A 16,369-nucleotide genomic window follows, 5' to 3' on the forward strand; every position below is an offset into this window, starting at 1 on the left:
CATATTAACTAGTTTTCAACAGAGAAATAATAAGTTTATATGCTAACTATTTTCGGATTTCCGAAACATCTTTCTACACTCTGCCTACGAATAAAACTCGACTTCCTGTTAAGTCTTTTCCCGTCATATCAGCACTTAGTCGTCAGATCTGCAAAAAAATAAATAGCAAGGCAAAATGCTTCAGTCGAAAAATAGCTGAGCGAAAGCTCAACAGATCATGAAATTTATGGGTCAACTGTGGGCCACTGCCACAGTTTTTGAAGATAATGCCTGATAGAACTCACCATCGACATAATTTAGGGCGGCAATGTCATCAGCAATTACTCTGCCTTAACCTACAAGTCGATGTTATATGGCTCGCGCCGGTAATGTGTTCTAGCCTTATGCCTTCGATTTTCATAATTTGAAGGTAAATAGATGAATTTACTGAAATATGTGTTCACATTTTTTATCTTATGTTACTCAATGCAGTTGTTGGCAAGAGACAGGGTGGCAAGGTACACCGATCCAGCAGAAGTAGTTCCTGAAGGGCAGCTTCCCTGGATTGTACAGCTAAATAATATTTTTGATCCCTGTTGTATAACAAGGTGTACCGCATTTTTGATCACTCAAAGACATGTTTTAAGTGCGGCTCACTGTTTCCTTTCTGAAAAAAAAGCATTAGATTCATATGTAGATTTCAAAAACATGGATAGCAAAAAAAGAATTAAAGTTAAAAGATTCATTCTTCATCCGGATCTTGAAATGCCAAAAACAGATATTGCAATTATGGAACTTTCAGAAGATGTCATTCTTGACAACCATCCCCTTCTTGATTTTTCAATATATAATTGTTCAAATCTAGCCAGTTTTATAAGAAACCCTTTTGCAGCAGGCTACCAGGGAACCTCAGTACTTAAAAAAGTGAGCTTATCATGGCTAACACGGCGGATGTGCCAACATAAGGATCTTAGATATATCTTAAACTATCCAGGGGATGGAAAAGGTGGAGATTCAGGCTCACCGCTATTTTATAAGTTTAATAATACTGAATATCTAATTGGTATACATTCAACCGGGTCTACTTACAATGGAAGCCCGATAATCTATACGCCAATATTCACTAACGCTGATTTTATAACCAAAAGCATTTACCTCAATTCATCAGCTAATCGAACATACTTTTATGATGCATTGACATCAAATGATTCTGAGTGGACTGATTTAGTTACTTCAACTGATCCGGCTACTTCAACTACCTCGACTGCTTCAACTACTTCAACTACTTCAACTACCTCGACTGCTTCAACTACTTCAACAACATCTATTACTTCTGCTAGTCGAATTTACACATTGATTATACCAATAGCTATTATTTTTTTTGCTGAGTGACGTGATTATCTCTTGAGATAGTCATGGGCAAAAAGTTTCTGAAGTTAACCGTCGGATATTGGCTCAATGATAAACCCAACAAAAAAACCGGTGAACTCTGAGAGTATCACCGGTTTTTTGTATCGAGAACAACTGAGCGCTCTCGAATAAACATCTGTGTCAGACTGCTGGATTAACCACCGAAGTTATTAACCACCAAAGTCGTCCAGCAGGATGTTTTCAGGTTCAACGCCCTGGTCTTCAAGCATCTTGATTACCGCCGCGTTCATCATGGGAGGACCACACATGTAGAACTCGCAGTCTTCAGGCGCAGCGTGTTCTTTCAGGTAGTTGTCGAACAACACCTGGTGGATAAAGCCGGTATCACCTTCCCAGTTATCTTCTGGCTGAGGGTCAGACAGCGCCAGATGCCAGGTGAAGTTAGGGTTATCTTCTGCCAGCTTGTCGAACTCGTCTACGTAGAATGCCTCACGCAGGGAGCGGGCACCGTACCAGAAAGAGATTTTACGGGTAGAAGAAAGACGCTTAAGCTGGTCGAAGATATGGGAACGCATGGGCGCCATACCTGCACCACCGCCGACAAAGACCATTTCGTTGTCGGTGTCTTTCGCGAAGAATTCACCGAAGGGTCCGTAAACGGTCATCTTATCACCCGGCTTCAGGTTAAAGACATAAGAAGACATCTTGCCCGGCTCAAAGTCAGTACCCGGAGGCGGTGAAGCGATACGGATATTGAATTTGAGGATACCTTTCTCTTCAGGGTAGTTAGCCATGGAGTAGGCACGGATGGTCTCTTCATCCACCTTGGAAACGTACTTCCACTGGTCAAACTTGTCCCAGTCGCCACGGTACTCATCCTGAATCTCGAAGTTCTTGTACTCAACCGTGTGAGCAGGCGCTTCCAGCTGCACATAACCACCGGCGCGGAAGTTAACGTCTTCGCCCTCTGGCAGCTTCAGAACCAGCTCTTTGATGAAGGTGGCAACGTTCTCGTTGGAAACAACTTCACACTCCCACTTCTTGACACCGAAGAGTTCTTCTTCAACTTCGATCTCCATGTCCTGCTTGACGTTCACCTGACAGGACAAGCGCCAGCCTTCCTTCTCTTCACGCTTGGTGAAGTGAGAGCGTTCGGTAGGCAACATCTCGCCGCCACCGTCGAGTACTTTACACTTGCACTGCGCACAGGTACCACCACCACCACAAGCAGAAGGCAGGAAGACGCCGGCACCTGACAGAGTCGTCAGAAGCTTGCCACCGGCCACCGTAGTGACCGCCTTATCGGGATCTTCGTTGATGTTGATGGTCACATCACCGGTGCTAACCAGTCTCGAGCGTGCCGCAAGGATGATCGCTACGAGCGTCAGCACTATGACGGAAAACATGACTACGCCATAAATTATGACTTGAGTATTTTCCATATTTACACGACCTCCTTACAGCTGTACGCCAGAGAATGACAGGAAGCCCAGTGACATCAGACCAACTGTTATGAAGGTGATGCCCAGGCCACGCAGGCCCGAAGGCACGTCACTGTACTTCAGCTTTTCACGGATACCGGCAAGGGCGGCGATTGCCAGAGCCCAGCCAACACCAGCCCCCAACCCATATACCGCAGACTCGCCCAGATTGTAGTCACGCTCAACCATGAACAGGGAAGCACCCATAATAGCGCAGTTCACGGTAATCAGCGGCAGGAATACACCCAGCGCGTTATAGAGAGACGGTACAAACTTATCCAGGAACATTTCCAGAATCTGGACCAGAGCAGCGATAACACCGATGTAGGTGATCAGACCCAGGAAGCTCAGATCGATACCGGGTGCCAGCGCGCCATCTTTCAGGATATTCTGATAAATCAGATTGTTAATGGGTACAGTAATGGTCAATACGGCCACTACAGCAACACCCAGACCCAGGGCTGTTTTAACCTGCTTGGACACCGCCAGGAAGGTACACATACCCAGGAAGAAAGCCAATGCCATGTTTTCCACGAACACTGCTTTCACAAAAAGTGAGATGAAATGTTCCATGGCTTAGTGGGCCTCGCTGAACTTGGTGTTAGGAGCCATTTTGAACTCGTTATCTTCAACCTGATCCGGCTTGCGGCTGCGAATCACCCAGATCAGCAGACCGATCAGGAAGAACGCGCTTGGCGCCAGCAGCATAAGCCCGTTAGGCTGGTACCAGCCACCGTTGTTAACAGTCTTCAGGATTTCAACACCGAACAGGTTACCGGCACCAAACAGTTCACGGAAGAATGCCACAATCAGCAGTACCGCACCGTAACCCAGACCGTTACCAATACCGTCCAGGAACGACAGCTTGGGACCGTTCTTCATAGCAAAGGCTTCGGCACGACCCATTACGATGCAGTTGGTGATGATCAGACCTACGAATACTGACAACTGCTTGGAGATGTCGTAAGCGTAGGCTTTCAGAATCTGATCCACCACGATTACCAAGGAAGCGATTACGGTCATCTGACAGATGATACGAATGCTGTTGGGAATGTAGTTACGAATCAGGGACACAGCCAGGTTAGAACAGGCGGTTACGCCAATTACCGCCATGGCCATTACCAGGCTGACCTGCATGCTGGTGGTCACCGCCAGTGCCGAGCAGATACCGAGAATCTGCAGGGTTATGGGGTTGTTGTTAACGACCGGTTCCAGCAGGATATCCTTAGTCTTCTCAGACATTATGCATCCCCCGCTTTCAAATTAGTAAGGAACGGTTTGAAGCCATCTTTACCCATCCAGAAATGAATCAGGTTGGTAACACCGTTACTGGTCAGAGTAGCGCCGGAAAGACCGTCGACCTTGTAAGGTGACCTGGGATCTGCACCGCCTTTTACCAGGCCTGCTTCCACTGCACCTTTATTGTCGTAGATCTTCTTGCCAGGCCATTTGTCCTTCCAGAGTGGGTTGTCCACCTCGCCACCCAGTCCCGGAGTTTCCTTCTGGTCGTAGAAACCGAACCCCTTAACGGTGTTCAGGTCGCTATCCAGAGCCATAAAACCGTACATGGTAGACCAAAGACCGTAGCCGTGTACGGGCAAAATGATGGTTTCCAGCTTGCCATTTTTCTCAACGATATAGACCTTGGCAATGTCAGCCTGACGCTTGATGCTGGCAATATCTTCAGCACCACTGAGGGCACGGGACTCATCAGGAATCTTGGCAGCAACACGCTGGTCGTAGTTGTCAGCGGTTTGACCTTCAGGCGTTTTCTCTACGAACTTGCCGGTTTTCAGATCAACCAGACGCGGCTGAACCTGCTTGTAGAGCTCTGCCACTTCGCTGTTGCTCAGCGCCTTGGCATCTTTGGTCAGACCAGAAATGCTCAGGATGTTGCGCTGAACGTCGAGTTCAACATTCTGGGTCTGCTGCGGCTTCAGGAAAACGGCTGCAGCAGATACCACAACGGAACACACCAGAGAGAGCAGAATCGTTACAAACAACGTTTTCTTGATACTATCGTTACCCATCAGGCACGAGCCTCCCTACGCTTGATGTTGGCTTCAACCACGAAGTGGTCAATCAGCGGCGCAAACAGGTTGGCGAACAGAATGGCCAACATCATACCCTCTGGATAAGCCGGGTTAACGGTACGGATCAGGATGACCATGACGCCAATCAGAATACCGTAATACCAGCGACCGGTATTGGTCATGGAAGCTGATACAGGGTCGGTTGTCATAAAGATCAGACCGAAAGCAAAGCCACCCATAACCAGGTGCCAGTACCATGGAGTACTGAACATCATGTTGGTTTCGGAACCAATCGTGTTAAACAGGGTTGCCGTTGCAATCATACCCAGCATGGTACCAGCAACAATTCTCCAGGAAGCAATACGGGTCGCCAGCAGCACAGCACCACCAATGAAGATCGCCAGAGTAGAGGTCTCACCGACAGAACCCTGGATGGTACCCAGGAAAGCGTCGAACCAGGTAATGCCATTGGAGACTACCTGATCTATGCCACCTTGCTGCGCCAGACTCAGGGCAGTCGCACCGGAGAAGCCATCTACAGCAGTCCAGACCAGGTCACCGGAAATCTGTGCAGGGTAAGCAAAGAAGAGGAACGCACGACCTGTCAGCGCCGGGTTAAGGAAGTTCTTGCCGGTACCACCAAACACTTCCTTACCGATGACAACACCGAAGGAAATACCCAGGGCTACCTGCCAAAGCGGAATGCTGGGAGGAACAATCAGGGCGAACAGGACAGAAGTGACAAAGAAACCTTCGTTGACTTCGTGACCACGAACGATAGCGAACAGTACTTCCCAGAAACCGCCGACCAGGAATGTCACGGCATATATAGGCAGGAAATAAACAGCGCCATAGATGAAATTATCCCACAGACTTGCCGGATCATGACCCGCCAGCAGGCTAATGAGGACACCGTGCCAGTCAGCAGGAGCAGCCAGACCACCGGCAATAGCTGTGTTGGCCTGAAAGCCGACATTCCACATACCAAAGAACATGGCCGGGAAGGTGCAGAGCCAAACCATGCCCATCATTCGCTTCAGGTCGATCGCATCGCGAACGTGAGCGGTATTATGGGTCTTGTTAGGGGCTGTATAGAGCAGAGTGTCTACTGCCTCATACAGTGCATACCACTTCTCGTGCTTGCCACCTTTGACAAAGTGGGGCTCGAGGGAGTTAAGGAGTTTTCTCAAAGCCATTTCTCAGCCCTCCAGCTCGATACGGGTCAGGTTGTCGCGCAGGATGGGACCGTATTCATACTTGCCGGCACACACGTATGTACACAGTGCCAGATCGTCTTCTTCCAGTTCCAGGGCGCCCAGTTTCTGGGCCATTTCCGTATCGCCAACCACAATCGCACGCAGCAATTGAGTCGCCAGGATATCCAGAGGCATGACTTTTTCATACTGTCCCACTGGTACCATGGCACGTTCACTACCGTTGGTGGTGGTTGTGAAGTTGAACAGTTTGCTTCTGCTCAAACCGGAAGTCAGAACGTTCAGGACTGAGTAACGGTTCACCGTAGGGTTTATCCACCCCATGAACAAACGCTCATTGCCTTCTTCCAGAACGGAAACCTGTGTGTGATAACGACCCAGGAATGCAAAAGAGCCTTTAGCAGTACGGCCACCAAACACAGAACCTGAGATAATACGGTTATCACCCTGTTTCAGTTCACCTGCAGCCAGTTCATCAGTACTGGCACCCAGACGGGTCCGCACCAGACGAGGCTTCTCAACCTGAGGGCCTGCCAGAGCTACAACTCGATCAGTAAAGAGTTTACCAGTGGTAAACAGTTTGCCTACGGCAATGACGTCCTGGTAGTTAATCTGCCAAACGGTCTTTCCAGCACTCACCGGATCCAGAAAGTGAATATGGGTACTGGGCTGTCCAGCCGGATGAGGCCCGTCAAACTCTTCTGCAGTAGCGATACCGGCCGGAATACGGGCACCGGGAGCTTTACACAGGAAGATTTTGCCACCGCTGAGTTTGCCGAGGATGTTGATGCCCTGCTCAAACGCTTCAGCATGTTCACTGATGATGACTTCAGGGTCAGCTGAGAGAGGATTGGTATCGATGGCAGTAACAAAAATGGAAACCGGGCGTGAACCCAAAGCTGGCACTTTGCTGAAGGGTCGGGTGCGAAGGGCAGTCCACAATCCGGATTCATTCAGTTGAGCTTCTACCTGATCAGCAGTCAGGGCTGACAGTGCTTCTGGCTTGTGTTCAGTAAACGAGACTTCATCGTCACCATCGACATCAATGACAACGGACTGAAGCACCCGCTTTTCACCACGGTTAATCGCAGCAACCACACCACCGGCAGGCGCAGTGTAGCGCACACCCGGTGTTTTCTTATCGGTAAAGAGCTCTTGCCCTTTTTTAACTCGATCCCCGACAGCAACGGCCATAGTAGGTTTCATACCTACATAATCAAAGCCAATCACGGCGACAGAGCGAACTGCTCGGCCATCGGATATGCTTTGATCAGGCGCCCCTGTAATCGGAAGATCCAGCCCCTGTTTGATTTTGATCATACCTTTCGCCTAATCAATCAATTTTCAGGTCCGGAATAAACCCGCCTCTCCGGTGATAACCGACAACTGACCAGAACAACCCCGAATACCCAGCTTCTTTCCAACGGAAAGTCAGAATTCAAGCTATGATATCTGCCTCAATCAGATACACAGCAGGGAGCCAGTCAGACCTGAGTCCGTCCTGCAGGCTCCCTGAAGAACGCACCCCGGTGGAATGCCCCCTGTTTGTCAGTATTCTGATCCAAGCAAAATGACGGTTAACATCCCCAAGCCTCATGCTGTCGAAAAGCGTGTCGGCCTCATGCCTGAAAGCATAAGTCCGAAAGGCTTCTGTCTGTGACTCGAGTACAATCGCACATCAATTCATCGTTATGTGGCCGCAGCGGCTCACCATAGAAAAAAATGGTTGCGCAATTATAAAGACAGTCTTCTGGATATGCCATAGGCGAATGATCGTGGAATCCCTTAATGTAGAAAGAAGTCACCATTATCTTCAAAGTGGAGATCGACTCAGTGAATATCCACTCATTGATCGCTATGGACAATCTGGAGTGTCGATTGGATGTCTGCATTTACAACCAGCACTCTCTTCAGCCGGAAGCAGCTTTGGAGAACAGCCGGAAAAAGTTTTCAGAAGTGACCTCCCCCAGTTTTTCCGGTGAGATACCTTTTAACTCTGCCACACATTTTGCGACATCAGGCAAATAACGAGGCTCATTGGGTCTGCCTCGATGAGGAACGGGTGCCAGGTAAGGGGAATCGGTTTCTATCAGCAGCCGATCAAGTGGCACTTTCTTAACAACCTCTCTTAATTCAGCCGCATTCCTGAAGGTTATGATGCCGGAAATAGAAATGAAGTAGTTCAGTTCCATCGCCTCTTTCGCCATCTCCCAGCTCTCTGTAAAGCAGTGCAGTACACCTGCTTTTTCCAGATCGCCATGCTGGCGAATCAACTCAAGGGTATCCTCCCTTGCGTCTCTGGTATGAACAATCATTGGAAGTTGTGACTGCTGAGCTGCCTGTAAATGAATTCTGAACCGTTCCTGCTGCTTTTCTTTATTGTCCGCCGAGTAATAATAATCAAGACCACTCTCACCCAGCGCAATCACTTTTGGGTGTGCCGCGTACTTTAACAGCGTTTGCAGATCCGGCTCGGCAGCCTCTTTTTCGAGAGGGTGTATTCCAACCGAGGCATACACATCCTGATATTTGTCAGCCAGACCAACCACAGCATCTGCATGCTCAAGATCAATCCCCACGCAAAGTATTCTTTCAACACCCGCCTGTCTTGCTGCATTGAGCGCTGCTTCCAGGTCACCGTTATAGCTGTCGAGCTTGAGACGGTCGAGATGGCAATGTGAATCAATCAACATATTCAGTCGTAAAAAATTTAATACTGTTCAGATAATCTATGAAGATAAAACCCCAGGCAACAAGACTGCTTGAGGTCAGAGCCTTACATGGTACTGGTTTCGCGATCGGACTTGAGCGCCCCCGCCAGATACATTTCTATTTTAGTTCTGACCGTGTCTGTCGCGTCGGTAAACTGAACACCTATCCCGGCCATTCGGGCAGAGCCCTGGGGGGTGATCCAGACCACTCTCCCGGGGACAGGTAATTTATCCGCTTCATCCATCAGAGTCAGACGAATAAAAACCTCATCTCCCAGTGAGTAACGCTTTGAGGTCGGAATAAACAATCCACCACCGGTTATAAAAGGCATATAGGATGAATAGAGAGAAGAGGAGTCTTTGATCGTCAAAGACAAAATGCCTGACATACCACCCTTTGCACGGTTCATCATTCTTCTCCAGTTGTTATGATTCTTCTTTTTCTCATGGCACAGACGGATTTTGAGCTTCTCTTTCAGTCAGTGTAACCCGTCCAACGCTGAGTTGACAGAGACTATTTTCGCAACAAAAACTCAGAACTGTGTGCACAAAAACATCTGATCGATAGTTCCTGTGGCATCGTCAGTGACGGCATGGAAGCTTGCAGGAGTATTGCCGATACAGGACATCAACACACTACCATCGAGAAGGTGATGGTCATGAGTCGTTAATGACCCCCCTGTCCGATGGTCTATCCTGCTATCTGGCATTGAATTCGTTATGGGCTGAACGCACCCATCTCTGGACAACTGATCGGACGGAAAAGCATCTGGTCGGCATTGCGGAAAGTCCTTCGACAGTAATTTTTATGTTCGGTCACAGGTACGAAGCAATTTATTCCTGACCGGGATAATGCATGACGGATACCAGAGTGATATGAAAAAAACATATTACGCACTTGCTGTTTGCAGATTTCTTTCGTCCTGTTTTATGATGCAACTGGCGACGATACAGCTAGCAGAGGCCGTCAATAATCTCTCCGGGCAGATGTCATTAAGTTCGCTCTTGCCTCTGATTGCCACTGTTTACCGGAATATCCCCGAAACAAAACACCATCTGCCTGACTTGAATACGCCACCGCAGCCTGCACAGCATGTCGGAGGTCGTTCATGCCCTTTTGATACAAGGATTTCTGTCGTTTCTCCACAATACAGTCAGATAAAATTACAGGCCACTCTGGCTGCAGGAAATGGTTTTGATAGCTCTGATAACAGAGACCTTGACGCAGTAGAAAACCCGTTAACCTGTCTCCTTCGAAGCCCCTTGCCCCTGTCAATCCGTTATGCTGAATCCGGTATTCCGGTTTTATTTGAGGATGCAATCTGGCTAAGGCTTAATCAGGAAGAATCGCTGATTCTTGCGCCTTCTGAGCTTCCTGCCGTGGTGAGAGTCGGCGATATTGCTGGGGAAAACTGGCCGCAACTCATTGCGGCTGAATCTGTTCAGAGTTATACCGGCAGTATCAGATCTGTCTTCAGATGGGCTAATAAACTGATACTGGACTCATTATCCGATGACCCGCTACTAAGATTTCTCGCATTCACTCACGGGACCGCTTTTTATATTCAGGACAGTAATGGACAACCGTCATATATCATCCAACACAACGGCAAGCTGTTATTCATCAGCAGGGTTGAGGCCTGCTTGCGGTTCAGTCAGTTCAGCCAGAACTTTCTCGAGTCATTGTATCCAGAGATTTTCGGCCCATCGCTGCCAGCGGGAGGCGGTTGGCATGAATGGAACCGCTTCATTCGCAAGAAGCCTTTTCATCCTGGCCATTCAGAACGCACCCCGGAACCCGACACAGCTTCTACCGAGAGGGATGGAAGGCAAAAACAAATCAACCCGCAGAAAATTGAGGCTGCTGGTGGCAATCCGCCCTCTGGAGACGGTCGTATGTTCTCTGGAGACGGTCGTCTGTTACAAGTGGAGTATGCTGGAGAGGCTGTCAGTCTGGGTCTCTGCGTTGTCGGAGTAAAGTCTGCTGACACCGTCGTCCTGGCTGCGAGAAAGAAGTCGCTGCAGCTGCTGGAGAGCCACACTATCGGTAAAATCGTCAGGCTTGATGAGCACGTTCACCTGGCCTTCGCTGGTCTGTCTGCTGACGCCCGTATTCTGATCCGGAAGGCTCAGCTGGAGTGCCAGAGTTTCCGTTTGTCCTACGAGGACGCCATGGATATCAACTGCATAGCCCGTCATATTGCTGAAATCCAGCAGAAAGCTACTCACTCTGCGGGTTGTCGCCCTTATGGTGTTGCCTGTATCATTGGCGGATTCAACATGGATGGCACTCCTCAGCTCTGGCAGACTGAGCCCGCCGGTGTCTGCGCTAGCTGGAAGGCCTGCTCTGTCGGACAGAAGAGTAAGGCTGTGTTGGAGCTTATGGAGAAAGAATACAAGGATGACATGAGCCGCGATGAAACGATTAAATTCGCCCTGAAGGGCCTACTGGAGGTTGCCGACTCCAGTGCTCGCAACGTTGAGCTGTTAGTCCTTGAACGTGATCACTCCTCCAGGTGGTTGGATGACGCCGAGCTTGAGCAGCTGGTGACTGTTCTGAACAAGGAGCGTGAAGAGGAGGCCGCCACGAAGAAGCGTCCCCGTGATGTGCAAAAATCAGCAGCAGACTGATTACCCGGATGCGACGATGCGTTTTTATTTTCCTGCCGCCACTTTTTAGGAGGGCGTTAGGAGGGCGTTAGGAGGGCGCTAATCCTGACCTTGCAGTCTGTCTAATGAAAAACTGACATTATTCATTCGACATCATTTACAACACCCACTCAAGACAGCGACAGAAGACACCTTCCATCAACATCTGCGGGTTAAGATTCCCCCCTTCGAGCAGTGACTGTCTTTGCGACATCAACCACTCCCTCTCTTGCAGAAGGACTTTGGCATCACTTTTACGAGCCAGATACTCGAGCATTTTCAACTGGTCGCGATTTCGAAGGTCTGAAGGGTCGCCGTTTAAACCCAGCTTAACGGCATCATCGAGCCAACCAATGATCCAGCTAATCGTGAGAGTCAAATCTGCTGACTGCCAGTTTTTTGCTAATTCAACAGGGGTTAGCTTTCCCTTGAAAAGTCCTTTTATACCATCAGCCAGGGCTTCTCTTTTTTCAAGGAGCCCCTGATCGGCAAATCGTTTTGCCTCCAAAGGCGAGTTAGCGGTGAGGTCCAACAATTGCGGTACCAGACTCGAGTCTTCCAGTTGCAAAGCTAACCATTGCTCCGCTTCTGCTCTTTTGGGAGTGGCAAACTTTAATTGCTGGCAACGACTGCGAATGGTGGGCAACATATCGCCGGAGCGAGCACTGACCAGCAGGAAAATGGTATCTTCTCCCGGCTCTTCGAGACACTTGAGCAGCGCATTGGCCGCATTGACATTCATCGCCTCTGCCGGACTCAGGATAATCACCCTGCGCCCTCCCTGCTGAGCTGTTTTATGGGCAAACTCGTTCAACTTTCGAATACTGTCAATCCGAATAGGTCGACCGGGGTCATCAGGCTCCAGCAGTGTAAAATCAGGATGCGTGCCGGCCTTCAGTAGCTCACACTCCTTGCAGTGACCACAAGCCCCTGTCGCCTGGGGATTCATACACAACAGATAAGCCGCTAGTGCTTTGGCAAACTGGAGCTTTCCGGTACCTGGCAGGCCTCTCAACAAATAGGCATGGGCCAGGTTGTCCGACTGCTGACAGTGAACCATCTGCTCCCACTGAGCGTTTTGCCAGGGAAAAATACTCCAGTCTTTCATTATCGACCTCCCAGTCTTCTCTCAAGCACTTCCAGCAACTGTTGTTGAACACTTTCAAGGGACTGCCCGGCATCAATCACTTCAAACCGCCCCGGAGACTGCTTTGCCCTTTCCAGGTAGGCAGTACGAACCCGGATAAAAAAGTCCATTTTTTCCTGCTCAATCCGATCCAGCCTGCCGCCTCGTCCTTTGGCTCTGGCCATACCAGTTTCAGGATCAACATCCAGCAGAATGGTCATATCCGGACGCAGGGTGCCCTGCACCAGGTTTTCCAACATCTCAACCGGTTGCATATTCAGACCACGACCGCCCCCCTGATAGGCATAGGTGGCATCGGTAAAGCGATCACAGAGTACGATTTTTCCCGCTTCCAACCCGGGCAAAATATTATGAAAAATATTTTGCGAGCGAGCAGCAAACATCATCAACAATTCAGTCATATCAGATAAGGGTTCGCCATGGTGCCCCAGCAACAGCGAGCGAAGCTCTTCAGCTACCAGAGTGCCGCCCGGCTCACGGGTTTCATTGAATGCCAGCTGATGCTCAGTCATCCAGCTCTTGATGAAATCAACCGCCGTCGTTTTACCCGCACCTTCGCCACCTTCAATTGTCAGGAAAAAACCGGAGGGAGCATTAGCCATTATTGAGTCTCCACAGTCGATCGGTAATCCTCTCGACGCTGTTCAATCTGATACTTTCTGACAGCACGATTATGCTCTGCCAGAGTTTTCGAAAAATAGTGAGTACCGTCACCCTTGGCGACAAAATAGAGTGTTTTACCATCTTTCGGATGCAAAGCAGCATGAATCGCTTCCCGACCGGCTATGGCAATAGGCGTCGGAGGTAATCCTTTTATCACATAAGTGTTGTATGGAGTGGCTCTGCGAAGCATTTGACGACTAATGTTTCCTTTATAGCTATCACCCAGACCATAAATCACAGTGGGATCAGTTTGCAGCCTCATACCTTTTTGCAAGCGCCTGACAAAAACACCTGCTATTTCACCTCGCTCATAAGCGACACCCGTCTCTTTTTCCACCAGAGAAGCCATAATCAGTGCCTCGTAGGGATTTTTGTAAGGGAGTCCTTCAGCACGTCTTCCCCATTCTTCGGCGAGTACTGAATCCATCCGGTTGTATGCTCGCCTGAGTATGGATTCAACAGTAGCACCGGACTGGAAGAAATAAGTATCAGGAAAAAACAGACCTTCCGGGTTCAATTCTATTGCCAGACTTTTGAAGAGTGATTGCAACGCCTTGTCATCCATGGGTGAGGATAGTTTTTCGTGTTGATTCAAGGCGGCCACGACCTCTTTCAGCGTATGACCTTCAACCAGTGTCACGTTGTAGTAACGCACCTGGCCAGAAGTAAAAATCTTCAGCAACTCCCTGTGACTAATGCCGGCCGGAATCAGATAATCCCCGGCATGAATCCCGGCGGCAGCCTTCTCTATTCTGGCCAGCAGAACAAAGATTTTCGGGTGTTGAAGCCAACCCAACTCAGCCAGACTGTCTGCTACAGCAGTCATGGACTCGCCCTGGGAAATAATAAACTCCAGGTTATCATTACCGTCCGGCCCCATCACAGGTTGATCGCCGTACCAGCCCAACGCCTCCCAAAATACAATGGCTGTCAGCAACCCTGCAAGACAGAGACCCACCACAATAAATAACAACTTCTTAAGCATTCAAAACTTCCTGAACCTTGTCTCTGACTGTCCGGGTCACACTACCTACTGACCAGTGTAAATGTCCGCAGGCGATCACCGGCCAGACTCCATTGACGCTGTTACAAACGAATACTTCATCGGCCTTTGCAAGATCCTGCAAGTGATAATCCCCCACCTCTGCTTGAAAGCCCCATTGACAGGCCTGCTCCAGAATCAGATCCCTGCAAACCCCTTTGACACCTGATTTGCCGAGACCGGGCGTCCTCAAGGTTTTACCCGATATCAGGAATAAATTGCTCATGGTTCCCTCTATAAGCCTGTCGTCCATACCCAGCAATAGACCTTCCAGACATTCGGTACCCTGCCATTCAGAACGAGCCATGACATTCTCAAGACGATTAAGGTGTTTAATTCCTGCAAAGACATTATCACCGAGCCTGATTTTACATCGATGCAACCTGACACCTTTGATGGCGGGGTCGTCAGGATAGGCCGGCAATGGATGAAAGGAGAGAATCCGGCTGGGACGATCACAACCCTCCGGGTTGTATCCACGGCCGCCAGAACCACGGGTCACAATCGCTTTGAGCACTCCTTCCTTCAGATTCCGCTTTTGCAGAAAATCTCTGACTTCATTTTTAAAAGCTTCCAGATCAAAAGGAATGCCCAGCACAACAACACCGGAACAGAGCCTTTTACAATGAAGATCAAAAAGAGTGGGGACCCCGGCCCGAACCCGGATGGTTTCAAAAAGACCATCTCCATAAGCCAGACCTCTGTCGCTGACCAATACTTCAGAAGCTGGCTCTCCATTGACCCAGCTGACAGGGTGATGATTATCCAAAGTTTTTAACCCAGTTTCGAGAAAGCCAGAGTCACATTAGTACCCCCGAACCCAAAGGAGTTGGTGAGCACATGCTCCATCTCAATGGGTCTGGCTTTTCCGGGTACATAATCCAGATCACAACCTTCACCCGGATTTTCCAGATTAATCGTGGGAGGTGCCATATTATCCTGCAGCGATTTCACTGCAAACACGGCCTCCAACGAACCGGCCGCTCCCAACAAATGACCGGTCATGGATTTGGTGGAGCTGACGGCAACCCGCCTGGCAGCCTGACCAAAAACAGTGTGCACTGCCCTGGTTTCAGCGATATCACCGGCAGGCGTGGAGGTACCATGGGCATTAATATAGGCCACCTGTTCTGCCCTGAGGCCCGCGTCATCCAATGCTGATTGCATGGCTCTGGCGGCTCCACGACCATCTTCAGGTGGTGATGTCATGTGATAAGCATCACCACTCATGCCTACGCCACTGAGTTCAGCGTAAATCGTGGCTCCACGTCGTACAGCATGCTCGTATTCTTCCAAAACCATAACACCGGCACCATCACCCAGCACAAAGCCATCGCGATCTTTATCCCAGGGGCGGCTGGCCGCTTCCGGTTGGTCATTCCTGGTAGACAGGGCTCTGGCCGCCGCGAAACCAGCTACCCCCAATGCTGAAGAGGCTTTCTCAGCACCGCCTGCGACCATGATGTCAGCATCACCGTAGGCAATGGTTCTGGCAGCCAGAGCAAGGGCATGACTACCCGTTGCACAGGCAGTGGAGGTGGAAAAATTAGGTCCTTGCAGGTTGTAGTGCATGGACAACCAGCCCGCCGCCATATTGATGATAGCCGCTGGTATGAAGAAGGGAGATATACGACGAGGACCAGACTTCTGAAGCGTATCATAGCTCTGTTCAATAGAAGTGATACCACCAATACCGGAACCAATGACAACACCATAGCGACCAACATTATCGCCTTTCAGCAAATCACTGCCATCAAGCCCTGCATCTTTCATCGCTTCAACAGAAGCCGCCAGTGCGTACTGAATAAAGACATCCATTTTTCGGGCATCTTTAGGGTTGAAGTGGTCACCTGCTCGAAAGCCTTTTACTGTTCCACAGATACTGACACTGAATTTCTCAGTATCCAGATGATCGATGGTATGAATACCACTGCGACCCGCCAACACCGACTGCCAGCTCTGATCAACACCCAGACCTACTGGAGATAAAGCTCCAAGCCCTGTTACCACTACCCTTCTGTGCGACAAAACAATTCACTCCTGCATCAGATCTTCTGACTTTCTTTTTTTATACACGGG

15 protein-coding genes are annotated in these 16,369 nt (G+C 49.4%); 2 read left to right on the forward strand and 13 right to left on the reverse strand.

What is annotated here, in order from left to right:
• Window positions 1-417 precede the first annotated feature (417 nt).
• Window positions 418-1,371, forward strand: coding sequence for a trypsin-like serine protease (locus tag P6910_RS14310; protein ID WP_317141963.1), 954 nt, complete (start codon window positions 418-420; stop codon window positions 1,369-1,371).
• A gap of 188 nt (window positions 1,372-1,559) precedes the next feature.
• On the opposite strand, the gene nqrF is transcribed toward P6910_RS14310, so the two are convergent.
• The 8 genes from nqrF to P6910_RS14350 all read right to left on the reverse strand — a co-directional run bounded on the left by nqrF (window position 1,560) and on the right by P6910_RS14350 (window position 9,202).
• Window positions 1,560-2,792 carry an NADH:ubiquinone reductase (Na(+)-transporting) subunit F gene (nqrF, locus tag P6910_RS14315; protein WP_317141964.1) on the reverse strand — a complete coding sequence of 411 codons (1,233 nt, stop codon included), beginning with the start codon at window positions 2,790-2,792 and terminating at the stop codon, window positions 1,560-1,562.
• Window positions 2,793-2,807: 15 nt separating this feature from the next.
• A complete protein-coding gene (nqrE, locus tag P6910_RS14320) occupies window positions 2,808-3,404 on the reverse strand; it encodes an NADH:ubiquinone reductase (Na(+)-transporting) subunit E (RefSeq protein ID WP_317141965.1) in 597 nt (198 codons plus the stop codon).
• A gap of 3 nt (window positions 3,405-3,407) precedes the next feature.
• Window positions 3,408-4,073 (reverse strand): NADH:ubiquinone reductase (Na(+)-transporting) subunit D, encoded by a 666-nt coding sequence (locus P6910_RS14325; protein ID WP_317141966.1) that lies wholly within the window; start codon window positions 4,071-4,073, stop codon window positions 3,408-3,410.
• Window positions 4,073-4,861, reverse strand: a complete 789-nt coding sequence (locus P6910_RS14330) for a Na(+)-translocating NADH-quinone reductase subunit C (RefSeq protein ID WP_317141967.1) — start codon at window positions 4,859-4,861, stop codon at window positions 4,073-4,075. Before P6910_RS14330 ends, P6910_RS14325 begins: the two co-directional genes overlap by 1 nt.
• Window positions 4,861-6,060: an NADH:ubiquinone reductase (Na(+)-transporting) subunit B gene (locus tag P6910_RS14335; protein WP_317141968.1), complete on the reverse strand. Its 1,200-nt coding sequence runs from the start codon at window positions 6,058-6,060 to the stop codon at window positions 4,861-4,863. Before P6910_RS14335 ends, P6910_RS14330 begins: the two co-directional genes overlap by 1 nt.
• Window positions 6,061-6,063: 3 nt before the next feature.
• On the reverse strand, window positions 6,064-7,398 hold the full coding sequence (locus tag P6910_RS14340) for a Na(+)-translocating NADH-quinone reductase subunit A (RefSeq protein WP_317141969.1): 1,335 nt from the start codon (window positions 7,396-7,398) through the stop codon (window positions 6,064-6,066).
• 590 nt (window positions 7,399-7,988) lie between these two features.
• Complete coding sequence (locus P6910_RS14345; protein WP_317141970.1) at window positions 7,989-8,771, reverse strand: TatD family hydrolase; 783 nt, start codon at window positions 8,769-8,771, stop codon at window positions 7,989-7,991.
• Between the two features lie 83 nt (window positions 8,772-8,854).
• A complete protein-coding gene (locus P6910_RS14350; RefSeq protein WP_410493835.1) occupies window positions 8,855-9,202 on the reverse strand; it encodes a PilZ domain-containing protein in 348 nt (115 codons plus the stop codon).
• 463 nt (window positions 9,203-9,665) lie between these two features.
• Here P6910_RS14350 and P6910_RS14355 point away from each other — a divergent pair, with 463 nt between their 5' ends.
• Window positions 9,666-11,420, forward strand: coding sequence for a hypothetical protein (locus P6910_RS14355; RefSeq protein ID WP_317141971.1), 1,755 nt, complete (start codon window positions 9,666-9,668; stop codon window positions 11,418-11,420).
• A gap of 136 nt (window positions 11,421-11,556) precedes the next feature.
• Here the strand turns inward: P6910_RS14355 and P6910_RS14360 are convergent, their stop codons facing one another.
• Genes P6910_RS14360 through fabF form a run of 5 tightly spaced genes read right to left on the reverse strand, consistent with a single transcriptional unit; the run spans window position 11,557 to window position 16,318 of the window.
• On the reverse strand, window positions 11,557-12,546 hold the full coding sequence (locus P6910_RS14360; protein ID WP_317141972.1) for a DNA polymerase III subunit delta': 990 nt from the start codon (window positions 12,544-12,546) through the stop codon (window positions 11,557-11,559).
• Complete coding sequence (gene tmk / locus P6910_RS14365; RefSeq protein ID WP_317141973.1) at window positions 12,546-13,187, reverse strand: dTMP kinase; 642 nt, start codon at window positions 13,185-13,187, stop codon at window positions 12,546-12,548. The genes P6910_RS14360 and tmk overlap by 1 nt, the downstream gene beginning before the upstream one ends.
• Window positions 13,187-14,233 (reverse strand): endolytic transglycosylase MltG, encoded by a 1,047-nt coding sequence (mltG, locus tag P6910_RS14370; protein WP_317141974.1) that lies wholly within the window; start codon window positions 14,231-14,233, stop codon window positions 13,187-13,189. The genes tmk and mltG overlap by 1 nt, the downstream gene beginning before the upstream one ends.
• The gene (gene pabC, locus P6910_RS14375) at window positions 14,226-15,059 is read right to left on the reverse strand and encodes an aminodeoxychorismate lyase (RefSeq protein ID WP_317141975.1); all 834 of its coding nucleotides are present in this window, start codon (window positions 15,057-15,059) and stop codon (window positions 14,226-14,228) included. The genes mltG and pabC overlap by 8 nt, the downstream gene beginning before the upstream one ends.
• Before the next feature lie 5 nt (window positions 15,060-15,064).
• Window positions 15,065-16,318 (reverse strand): beta-ketoacyl-ACP synthase II, encoded by a 1,254-nt coding sequence (gene fabF / locus P6910_RS14380; protein ID WP_317141976.1) that lies wholly within the window; start codon window positions 16,316-16,318, stop codon window positions 15,065-15,067.
• Window positions 16,319-16,369 lie beyond the last annotated feature (51 nt).

This window comes from Endozoicomonas sp. 8E, from assembly GCF_032883915.1.
GTDB lineage: Bacteria > Pseudomonadota > Gammaproteobacteria > Pseudomonadales > Endozoicomonadaceae > Endozoicomonas_A.

What these genes read in the sequence shown, in the direction of transcription:
- P6910_RS14310 (WP_317141963.1), top strand. Translation starts at nt 418, where the DNA reads ATGAATTTACTGAAATATGTGTTCACATTTTTTATCTTATGTTACTCA.
- nqrF (WP_317141964.1), bottom strand. Translation starts at nt 2,792, where the DNA reads ATGGAAAATACTCAAGTCATAATTTATGGCGTAGTCATGTTTTCCGTC.
- nqrE (WP_317141965.1), bottom strand. Translation starts at nt 3,404, where the DNA reads ATGGAACATTTCATCTCACTTTTTGTGAAAGCAGTGTTCGTGGAAAAC.
- P6910_RS14325 (WP_317141966.1), bottom strand. Translation starts at nt 4,073, where the DNA reads ATGTCTGAGAAGACTAAGGATATCCTGCTGGAACCGGTCGTTAACAAC.
- P6910_RS14330 (WP_317141967.1), bottom strand. Translation starts at nt 4,861, where the DNA reads ATGGGTAACGATAGTATCAAGAAAACGTTGTTTGTAACGATTCTGCTC.
- P6910_RS14335 (WP_317141968.1), bottom strand. Translation starts at nt 6,060, where the DNA reads ATGGCTTTGAGAAAACTCCTTAACTCCCTCGAGCCCCACTTTGTCAAA.
- P6910_RS14340 (WP_317141969.1), bottom strand. Translation starts at nt 7,398, where the DNA reads ATGATCAAAATCAAACAGGGGCTGGATCTTCCGATTACAGGGGCGCCT.
- P6910_RS14345 (WP_317141970.1), bottom strand. Translation starts at nt 8,771, where the DNA reads ATGTTGATTGATTCACATTGCCATCTCGACCGTCTCAAGCTCGACAGC.
- P6910_RS14350 (WP_410493835.1), bottom strand. Translation starts at nt 9,202, where the DNA reads ATGATGAACCGTGCAAAGGGTGGTATGTCAGGCATTTTGTCTTTGACG.
- P6910_RS14355 (WP_317141971.1), top strand. Translation starts at nt 9,666, where the DNA reads ATGAAAAAAACATATTACGCACTTGCTGTTTGCAGATTTCTTTCGTCC.
- P6910_RS14360 (WP_317141972.1), bottom strand. Translation starts at nt 12,546, where the DNA reads ATGAAAGACTGGAGTATTTTTCCCTGGCAAAACGCTCAGTGGGAGCAG.
- tmk (WP_317141973.1), bottom strand. Translation starts at nt 13,187, where the DNA reads ATGGCTAATGCTCCCTCCGGTTTTTTCCTGACAATTGAAGGTGGCGAA.
- mltG (WP_317141974.1), bottom strand. Translation starts at nt 14,233, where the DNA reads ATGCTTAAGAAGTTGTTATTTATTGTGGTGGGTCTCTGTCTTGCAGGG.